Annotated in this window: 9 protein-coding genes; 6 read left to right on the top strand and 3 right to left on the bottom strand. The window is 44.2% G+C overall.

Annotation, left to right across the window (positions count from 1 at the left end; genetic code table 11):
- Positions 1-163: 163 nt before the first annotated feature.
- The 3 genes from pdxK to DCC82_RS02720 all read right to left on the bottom strand — a co-directional run bounded on the left by pdxK (position 164) and on the right by DCC82_RS02720 (position 3,597).
- Complete coding sequence (gene pdxK, locus DCC82_RS02710) at positions 164-976, bottom strand: pyridoxine/pyridoxal/pyridoxamine kinase (RefSeq protein ID WP_015865382.1); 813 nt, start codon at positions 974-976, stop codon at positions 164-166.
- 134 nt (positions 977-1,110) lie between these two features.
- On the bottom strand, positions 1,111-2,244 hold the full coding sequence (ald, locus tag DCC82_RS02715; protein ID WP_015865381.1) for an alanine dehydrogenase: 1,134 nt from the start codon (positions 2,242-2,244) through the stop codon (positions 1,111-1,113).
- 114 nt (positions 2,245-2,358) lie between these two features.
- Positions 2,359-3,597: a PucR family transcriptional regulator gene (locus tag DCC82_RS02720; protein WP_108430220.1), complete on the bottom strand. Its 1,239-nt coding sequence runs from the start codon at positions 3,595-3,597 to the stop codon at positions 2,359-2,361.
- Between the two features lie 417 nt (positions 3,598-4,014).
- Between DCC82_RS02720 and DCC82_RS02725 the strand changes: the two genes are divergently transcribed.
- The 6 genes from DCC82_RS02725 (at position 4,015) to DCC82_RS02750 (ending at position 9,369) form a co-directional block, all read left to right on the top strand.
- On the top strand, positions 4,015-4,518 hold the full coding sequence (locus tag DCC82_RS02725; RefSeq protein WP_015865379.1) for a PTS sugar transporter subunit IIA: 504 nt from the start codon (positions 4,015-4,017) through the stop codon (positions 4,516-4,518).
- A gap of 194 nt (positions 4,519-4,712) precedes the next feature.
- Complete coding sequence (locus DCC82_RS02730; RefSeq protein ID WP_108430415.1) at positions 4,713-6,332, top strand: M20/M25/M40 family metallo-hydrolase; 1,620 nt, start codon at positions 4,713-4,715, stop codon at positions 6,330-6,332.
- Between the two features lie 105 nt (positions 6,333-6,437).
- Positions 6,438-6,863 carry a MarR family winged helix-turn-helix transcriptional regulator gene (locus tag DCC82_RS02735; protein WP_062679001.1) on the top strand — a complete coding sequence of 142 codons (426 nt, stop codon included), beginning with the start codon at positions 6,438-6,440 and terminating at the stop codon, positions 6,861-6,863.
- A complete protein-coding gene (locus DCC82_RS02740) occupies positions 6,851-7,192 on the top strand; it encodes a DUF3147 family protein (RefSeq protein ID WP_108430221.1) in 342 nt (113 codons plus the stop codon). The genes DCC82_RS02735 and DCC82_RS02740 overlap by 13 nt, the downstream gene beginning before the upstream one ends.
- Positions 7,193-7,261: 69 nt before the next feature.
- The gene (locus DCC82_RS02745) at positions 7,262-8,458 is read left to right on the top strand and encodes an MFS transporter (protein WP_062754487.1); all 1,197 of its coding nucleotides are present in this window, start codon (positions 7,262-7,264) and stop codon (positions 8,456-8,458) included.
- 89 nt (positions 8,459-8,547) lie between these two features.
- Positions 8,548-9,369 carry a glycosyltransferase family 2 protein gene (locus tag DCC82_RS02750; RefSeq protein WP_015865374.1) on the top strand — a complete coding sequence of 274 codons (822 nt, stop codon included), beginning with the start codon at positions 8,548-8,550 and terminating at the stop codon, positions 9,367-9,369.
- Positions 9,370-9,447 lie beyond the last annotated feature (78 nt).

Below are 9,447 nucleotides of genomic sequence, written 5' to 3' on the forward strand. Positions count from 1 at the left end.
AATATAGTTAAGGCGATTCATCTCCCACTTACTCCGCTTCGCTTCGTTGAAGTGGGAGTCTTCTCGCCTAATAAGATAAATTATTTGTTTTTTTTTATAATATTATCACGTTTGTTTTTTTGTATAAAGCAAAAGGAAAGCAGGAGATATTCCTCCTGCCTCATTATTGATGATAGCGGCGGTACGCGCCATGATTTGTTGGCCCGACATATTGGTTGAGCGGGAAAGAATGGCGAATTGCTTCCGTAATGAACTCCTTCGCCGTTGCGATCGCTTCTTTCACCGGCTTTCCTTTCGCAAGTTCTGCAGCGATCGCAGCGGAGAACGTGCAGCCTGCGCCGTGTGTATAAGTTGTTTCGATGCGATCGGATTCCAACAATTCGAACGTTTTTCCATCGTATAGGACGTCGATCGCTTTTTCATGAGGAATTTTGCGTCCGCCTTTTACGATTACATATTTTGCGCCAAACTCATGGATTCTTCCCGCCGCTTCCTTCATATCTTCCACCGTTTCAATGCGGCTTAGCCCGCTTAATTGTGCTGCTTCGAATAAGTTTGGTGTTACTACTGTCGCTTTTGGCACAAGCACTTCGCGATAGCATACTGTATTTTCCGGATGAAGCGGTTCGTCCGCTCCTTTACATACCATTACCGGGTCAATGACAACATTGGTCAATTGATGTTTTTCAATCGTTTTTGCGGCAAGTTCAATGATATCTGTTGTCGGAAGCATGCCGGTTTTCATCGCGTCAACTCCGACGCCAACAATAATGGTTTCGAGCTGCGCTTCGATAGTAGCGAGATCGATCGGAAACACTTGATGAAACCATTGTTTATGTGGATCCATCGCGACGATCGTCGTAATCGCGGTCATTCCGTATACGCCAAGTTCTTGAAACGTTTTTAAGTCCGCTTGAAGGCCAGCGCCGCCGCTGCTGTCAGAACCGGCGATGGTCAGTGCTTTAGGCATTGCCATGGTGCATTCCTCCCTCGTATGTATCATGATTCTTTAATAATAGCATAAAATCACTTCGATAAGATAGAAAAGTGGTTGTGGCAAAGGAATAAAAAACCGGCACTGCGCCAGGCGCGCAGTACCGGTATGATGGATTAATTTGCGGTTAGTTGTTTTCCTAACGCTTCTTCCACTGGGACATAGTTGTAGCCAAGGTCGCGGGCAACTGCTTCGTAAGTGATTTCGCCGTTTGCGACGTTGACGCCAAGTTTTAACGCCGGGTTGTCTGCGACGGCTTGATGAACACCTTTGTTAGCGATTTGCAGAGCGTATGGAATCGTTACATTCGTTAATGCGAGCGTGGATGTTCTTGGAACCGCTCCAGGCATGTTGGCAACCGCATAGTGAACGACACCGTGTTTGACGTATGTTGGGTTGTCGTGCGTCGTGACGTGGTCGCTTGTCTCGACGATACCGCCTTGGTCAATCGCGACATCGACAATGACGGAACCTGGTTTCATCGCTTTGACCATTTCTTCTGTAACAAGTTTTGGTGCTTTTGCTCCTGGGATTAAAACAGCGCCGATCACAAGATCCGACTCTGCGACCGCTTGAGCGATGTTCATTGGGTTGGACATTAATGTCGTAATTTGGTGGCCGAAAATGTCATCTAGCTCGCGAAGGCGGTCTGCGCTTAAATCGATGATCGTTACATCTGCGCCTAAACCGACTGCGACTTTTGCCGCATTCGTTCCGACAGTACCGCCGCCGATGATCGTCACTTTACCGCGGCTTACTCCTGGAACACCACCGAGAAGAATGCCTTTTCCGCCTTTTGGTTTTTCTAAAAATTGCGCGCCGATTTGCGCCGCCATGCGTCCTGCTACTTCGCTCATCGGCGTAAGAAGCGGAAGGGTGCGGCCGACTTGTACAGTTTCGTACGCGATCGCAATTACGCCTTTTTCTTTCAGTGCACGCGCCAATTCCGGTTCTGCAGCAAGATGCAAATACGTGAATAAAATTAGTCCTGGGCGGAAATAGTTATATTCGCTTGGCAGCGGCTCTTTTACTTTCATGATCATATCCGCTTTTGCCCATACGTCTTGTGCTTGATCGATAATTTGCGCTCCAGCGCTTGCATAATCTTCATTAGTGAAACCGCTTCCAATTCCTGCGTCTTTTTCCACTAACACCGTATGTCCAGCTTGAACGAATGACATAACGCCCGCTGGCGTGATCGCAACACGGTTTTCGTTATTTTTAATTTCTTTTGGTACCCCAATAATCATGAGTGAAATTCCTCCCTCGTATTTTGGCCTTAATTATAGTATAAATGGTTGTAATAATTTTTTCTTTGTTAAGAAGGAAAAAAGAAGCGCTATCATTTTGTGGATTTCCACAAATTAATGGAGCGCTTCATATTTGGCAAGTTTAATATCGATATATAGTTTTACTTTTTGATTGATATCATGTAAGTCAATTTCACCAATTTCGGCGATGCGTTTTAGTCGGTAAGCAAGGGTGTTTGGATGAATGTTTAACGCTTTCGCCGTTTCATTGACATTGCTGTCGTGGTCGAAAAAGATTTCAAATGTTTCGACTAAATCGCTATGGTGTTTTTGATCATACGATTGTAATTTGAGTAAAGCCGTGTTGGTAAACTCTCCTTGTCGTTTTTTCTCTAACAATAAATCAAAAAATTGATAAATGCCCAATTGTTGATATCCATAAATGGAGCTGATTTGCGCCGGAAACTTTTCTTTCATTTTCAGCACTGTTAAAGCTTCCTTGTAGCTTTTTTCGATGCATGTATACGTTTCGTATATACCGCCGAAGCCGCTTTGAATGCTGCTAATGTGAAATCGCTCCTTCATTTTTGTCGCGAATGATTGGATAAAGCAGTTAAACTCTTGCAGCGGTTGATTTACATTTTTCGGTGTTGCCAATAAAATGACATCACTCCGGTCTGTCGTATACAGAAGAAGTTGAATTTGTTGAGTTGTCTGTAACAGATAAGAAATTTGTTTTTCAATCTCTCTCGTAATTTCGTTGGCAAGCCGAAAAACGATGACAGAAAATAAAGGAGCGGTCGGGATTTGCATCATCTCGAAATTTTCTTTAATTTCTTCCTCTGTCGTCATATGTCCCGTCAACAGCTTCCAAAAAAATTCCTGAACCCGTTCTTCTTTTTTATTTTTGCGCATATACAGCTGCAATACTTTATTTTTCGCTGCTTTTGCTGCTTTTTTTAACAGCTCCATATCCTCTTTCGATAACGTGCGGTCTGTTTCCAATGCCCAAATAAATCCGATTACTTCGTCGTTTTTCCAAATCGAGACGGCGACACGACTGCCGAGACCGACTTCGGAAATGGCCGCGACACGGACAGGCTCACGACTGCTTAATAACGCCGGGATCGCTCCTTGCTTCCATAAACTATTAATCACTTTTTCCGGAACGCGCCGGCTGATAATCGTCGCAGTCCGAGCCGGGTCGGTATAGTCGTCGTGGGCGCTATAGGCAATGAGCCGATGATTAGCATCTTCAATCGTAATCGGGCATTGCAACAGATCGCTAATGCGATCGGCAAATTCCTCGAGGCTGTCAAAATTGCCGCGGAAAGGGTCATCGTGATGAGTCATATCGTTTCCCTCGTTTCGTCATGTGAAATTTGTGGAAAGACACAAACAAAAAATAGTTTGTTTTTATTTTAGCACAAAACTGCTTTTTGAGAGGATGAGCGATGGCATGCAGGGACTGCAAAAAAATGTAATGATTTGCAAAGGAACAGACGGTAACGGCAGACGGCATAAAAACTCATGACATCGGGGGAAAAGCGGCTATCCGAAGTTAAGGACGAAATTTGCCGTCATAGCCGAAATGTGAATTTCCAATGAACTTATATCGTTCCTCTTTGACAAATGCGGCATTTCCATTTACTCTTAAGAATAATGGGATTGTGACTGCGAATGCATGCAAGGCCTAAGACGAACACATTGAGGCGTTTTAGGTCTTTTTTGTTCGGTAACAGTTTGAAAAAAGAAGAAAGGATGGACAACATGTTTAAAAAATGGTTCGGCAAAAAAACAAAACCAACTTATGAAGATGTTGTTGCGCCGTTGACAGGGGCAATCAAGCCGCTAGAAGAAGTTCCCGATCCCGTTTTTTCGCAAAAAATGATGGGAGACGGCATTGCGATTGAGCCGACGGACGGAGAAGTTGTTGCGCCTGTCAATGGGGAAGTCGTGCAAGTATTCCCGACAAAACATGCTGTAGGCTTACGTTCAGATGCAGGGATAGAGCTGCTCATTCATGTTGGCTTGGAAACAGTTTCGATGAATGGCGAAGGATTTACGGCGCACGTAGCAGCCGGAGACCGTGTCAAAGCCGGACAACGTTTATTAACGTTCGATTTAGATCTTATCAAACAAAAAGCGAAAAGCACGATCACGCCAATTATTGTAACAAACGGCGATGTCGTGGCAAGCTTGCAAAAAACGCCAGAAGCACAAGCAACAAAAGGAGAAACGGTTATTTTCCATATTGAAACGAATAATGCGTAACCACTATTGAATTGAATTTGCGATTGCGGCATGTTCCGGGTTTGCCGCAATGTTATTACTTGGATTTCATCTGCCACAAACGAACACCTTATTTTTGACATCCAAAAATGGAGGTTGTGACGCCGCACCTGCCATAGGTGGCGGCGTTATTTTTTGCTAAAATAAGGGAAAACGATATCAAATGGGGGATCGGGATGAAATGGCAAACGACGCAACAATTAAAGCAATTGCTTTGTCGTTTAGTCGAATATCCAAGCATCAGCGGAACGGAAGCAGAGGTGTTGCTTGCGCAGTACATAGCGGAACAGTTGCTTACACTTGATTATTTCCAAAGAAATAATGAGTTTGTGCAATTGCATCCGACAGGAGACGGCCGTTATTTTGTTACCGCGCTGGTGAAAAAAGCGGAGCAAGTGCGCGATACCGTCATTCTCATCAGCCATTTTGATGTGGTCGATGTGCAAGATTACGGGGCATGGAAGGACGCCGCGTTTTCTCCCGAAAAGCTGACGGAGCGGTTTTACGAACAGAAACAACAGCTTCCTTCTGATGTGCAAGCTGATATGGAAGAAGGGGAATGGTTATTTGGCCGCGGCGTGATGGATATGAAGTGCGGTCTTGCTCTTCATATGTCGCTGATCGAGCAAGCATGCCAAGGAAAGTTTGAAGGAAATTTACTGCTGCTTACGGTACCGGATGAGGAAGTGAGCTCGGTAGGAATGCGTGCGGCCGTGCCGATCCTTGTCGAAATGGCAGAAAAATACGGATTAACCTATCGGCTTGTGCTTAATTCCGAACCGATGTTTACTCGCTATCCAGGGGACAAAGCGAATTACATTTACACCGGCTCGATTGGAAAAGTGCTGCCGGGCTTTTATTGTTACGGAAAAGAAACGCATGTCGGAGAACCGTTCGCAGGGCTAAATGCCAATTTCATGGTGGCGCAAATCGCTAATGAATTAGAATTTAACACTGATTTTTGCGAAGTGTTTAGTGGGGAAGTCAGTCCGCCGCCGACAAACTTATTGCAGACCGATTTAAAAGAAGAATATTCTGTGCAAATACCGCATCGCGCGGTAACGTTATTTAATTTATTTTTGCAGAAAAGGTCGCTCGACGACGTGACGAACTCGTTAATCGCGATCGCAAAGCGGGCGGCAAAACGCATCGAAGAGCGTTATAACGTTGAGGCGTCCCGTTTTGCGAAACTCGAAAAATGGGCGCCGAAACCGCTGTCTGTCAACGTATTCACTTTTTCAGAGTTAAGAAAGAAAGCAGTGGAGATGGTTGGATTAGAAAGAATCGAACAGCTTGAAGCAAGCGTTTTATCAACGGAAGCAGCGAAAGACGAGCGGGAGAAAACGATCAAACTAGTCGACCGGCTTGCTATACTTTGTAAAGATTTCGCGCCGATGATCGTTCTTTTTTATGCTCCTCCTTATTATCCGGCTGTCAACGCCAGCAGCGATCCGCTCGTTCAGCGTCTTGTTGCGAAGCTGCAAAAATACGCGCAAGAAAAGCATGGTATTTCTCTTGTGCAGCAACATTACTTCGGCGGAATTTCCGACTTAAGCTATGTCGGCTTGCAGCAATCTTCATCTTCTTTACGAGCTCTTACCGATAATATGCCGATATGGAATCGCGGCTATCATTTGCCGTTTGATGCGCTGGCAAAATTTCAAGTTCCGGTGCTCAATGTCGGTCCGGTCGGACGCGGCGCCCATCAATGGACCGAGCGCCTCAACGTTCGTTTTGCGTTTGAAACAGTGAAGGAGTGGCTGGAATATACGATTAAAGAAGTATTTGCAAGATAATTTGGTATAACTAGAGGATAAGTCAATGGCTTATCCTCTTTTTATATCTTTACTTAAGATTATATCGTATATTAAGATATATTTAAGGGAGGAGGGATAATAAAGATGCAGATTGATGACATGATTGAAGCGATTAACGAGCAATGGACCGATATTTATTACTCACTGCACTATGTAAACAAGGACAATCTTACACATCAAGCCATTCGTTTGTTGCAGTATATTGAAAAAAATGGAGAGGCGACAATTGGAGATTTAGCAAAGCATTTGGCAGTATCTCATAACACGGCCTCCGAACATACAAAGCGGTTGATAAAAAAAGGCCTGGTTAGTAAAAAAAGAGGCAGCCTTGATGAGAGGAAAGTATTTGTTGTGTTAACGGAGAAAGGAAGACATATCTTATATCGGCATACCCGATTAGACAAAGACAAACTAAAAGAAGTTTTCAAACAAATGGATGAATCTGATGTAGAACTCATACAAAAAGCGTTTACCATTCTTAGTGAGGGAGCGAAAAAATGTTTGCGCTAGTCAAGATAGTTGTTTCCGCTATTGTGATCGGCTTTGTAACAGAAGTGGCCCGGAGATATCCAGCCATTGGAGGAATCATTGCGGCATTACCGCTAGTCAGCTTGCTAAATTTATTTTGGTTATATTTTCAAGGAGAAGAGGCAAAAATTTTAAGTAAGTTTGTGTATGGGGTGTTATGGGGATTCCCGGCAACCGCCTTTTTATTGCTGATTACTGCTTTATGTTTAAGAGCTTCTTTTCCATTCATTTTATCAATCGGACTAGGAATAGCTGGTTGGGGAATATTTCTTATGATGCAAAACATTCTATTTAAAAATATCTTTTATTGAATCATCCAGCAAAACCCCCTATAATGATGTAAAAGGTGTCTTTACACTTGTAAAAATAGGAGGATTTACATGATTCAACAAACGATTTCGCAGCGAAAGCTGTTAGGAGTTGCCGGGCTTGGCTGGATGTTTGACGCGATGGATGTTGGCATGCTGTCGTTTATTATCGCGGCGTTGCAAAAAGATTGGAACTTAAGTGTCGAACAAATGGGATGGATCGGCAGCATCAACTCCATCGGTATGGCAGTTGGCGCGCTGTTATTCGGATTGTTGGCCGACCGTATCGGCAGAAAAAACGTGTTTATTATTACACTATTATTATTCTCGATCGGAAGCGGACTATCTGCCTTAACGACGACATTGACGGCGTTTTTAGTTTTACGGTTTCTCATAGGCATGGGGTTGGGCGGAGAACTGCCGGTTGCTTCGACGCTTGTATCGGAAAGCGTGCCGGCGCAAGAACGTGGAAAAGCTGTTGTGCTGCTGGAAAGCTTTTGGGCAGTCGGCTGGTTGTTATCCGCGTTAATTTCATATTTTGTCATTCCAACATACGGTTGGCAAACAGCGCTATTGCTTGCGGCGATTCCGGCGTTATACGCCCTATATTTACGATGGGGATTGCCTGATTCGCCAAGGTTTACAAGTGCGCGCAAAGAAGAAACCGTATGGGACAACATCGTCAAGGTTTGGTCGTCTTCTTACCGGAAAGAAACGTTCATGCTTTGGGTGCTTTGGTTTTGCGTCGTATTTTCTTACTACGGTATGTTTTTATGGCTGCCAAGCGTAATGGTCATGAAAGGGTTTAGCTTAATTAAAAGCTTCGAGTATGTCTTGATTATGACGCTGGCGCAATTGCCTGGCTATTTTAGCGCCGCATGGCTTATTGAACGAGCGGGTCGGAAATTTGTGCTCATCACGTATTTGATTGGTACGGCCGTTAGTGCCTATTTCTTTGGCAACGCGGATTCGCTTGCACTGCTCATGACCTTTGGCATTTTACTATCGTTTTTTAACCTTGGCGCATGGGGAGCGTTATACGCCTATACTCCAGAGCTTTACCCGACTTCGATTCGCGGCACGGGAGCTGGGATGGCGGCGTCATTTGGACGCATCGGCGGCATTTTAGGACCGCTTTTCGTTGGCTATCTTGTCAATAGACATATTACGATTACAACGATTTTTCTGATTTTCTGTATTTCTATTTTCATTGGCGTTATTGCGGTATGGGTGTTAGGAAAAGAAACGAAGCAACAGGAATTGGCATAGCGGTTGACAAAAAGGGGGAGGAGCTTATACCTTAAAGGTAATTGCTCCTTCTTTTTTGTGGGGAGAAAAAGAGAGGCGGTGAGCGGACTTTGCGTCCCTTTGTATCGGTTGTCGTTCCCACCTATAATCGTCTGTATCCGCTTGCGGAATTATTAGAATCATTAAACAGACAGACATATCGTTATTTTGAAGTGATCGTTGTAAATGATGGTGGCGAGCGTGTTGATGATATTGTCGCGTTATATCCAGAGTTGCGCGTCCATCTCATCCATTGCCGCGACAATGTCGGACATGTCGAGGCGAGAAATATCGGCGTTAAAGCGGCAAAAGGGGAACTCATTATGCTTTGCGATGATGACGATATATTGCTTCCTTGTCATATAGAGCAAATGGTTGCGGAAATTGCCGATGTGGACTTCGTTTATTCAGATGTAGAAATTTTCCATTATCGAATCGAAAACGGGCAGCGTATCCCGACAGACCGCTTCTTATTCGCTTATGAATATGACCGGGAAGCGATGCGGAGATTTTCTACATACGTTCCATCCGGGAGTTTATACCGAAAATCGATTCATGATCACCTCGGTTATTTTGATCCGAATGTTCACCATTATTGGGATTGGGACTTTTTTTTACGCGTATCCGAGGCGTTTCGCATCAAGCGTGTCGCGGTCGCGAGCGTATTGTACGCTTTTTCCAATGATGGAGACAACTTGTCGCGACAGATGAGCGACAAACGACAAATGTACTTAAATCGGTTAAGCGAAAAGCATGGGCTTGGAAATTTGCCGATGAAAAACTTTTGGTTGCTGCTTGATGAGCCGGAAGTGAAAAAACGAAGAGCAAAAAGCAAGATTGTTTGGGATGGAACGCCGATAATATCAAGACTGTGTCGTTTAAAACATGTTTAAAAAATGGTCAGCTCTGAGGAGTAAAAATTCTTCGAGATAAATTGAACTTCTAGCCCCCAAATTTTGATAAATATGCGA

It is taken from the genome of Geobacillus sp. LYN3, from assembly GCF_003064505.1.
GTDB lineage: Bacteria > Bacillota > Bacilli > Bacillales > Anoxybacillaceae > Parageobacillus_B > Parageobacillus_B toebii.

Coding starts and splice junctions, on each gene's coding strand:
- DCC82_RS02740 (WP_108430221.1), top strand. CDS start 6,851: ATGTTTGCGCTAGTCAAGATAGTTGTTTCCGCTATTGTGATCGGCTTT.
- DCC82_RS02730 (WP_108430415.1), top strand. CDS start 4,713: ATGAAATGGCAAACGACGCAACAATTAAAGCAATTGCTTTGTCGTTTA.
- DCC82_RS02725 (WP_015865379.1), top strand. CDS start 4,015: ATGTTTAAAAAATGGTTCGGCAAAAAAACAAAACCAACTTATGAAGAT.
- ald (WP_015865381.1), bottom strand. CDS start 2,244: ATGATTATTGGGGTACCAAAAGAAATTAAAAATAACGAAAACCGTGTT.
- DCC82_RS02720 (WP_108430220.1), bottom strand. CDS start 3,597: ATGACTCATCACGATGACCCTTTCCGCGGCAATTTTGACAGCCTCGAG.
- DCC82_RS02745 (WP_062754487.1), top strand. CDS start 7,262: ATGATTCAACAAACGATTTCGCAGCGAAAGCTGTTAGGAGTTGCCGGG.
- DCC82_RS02735 (WP_062679001.1), top strand. CDS start 6,438: ATGCAGATTGATGACATGATTGAAGCGATTAACGAGCAATGGACCGAT.
- pdxK (WP_015865382.1), bottom strand. CDS start 976: ATGGCAATGCCTAAAGCACTGACCATCGCCGGTTCTGACAGCAGCGGC.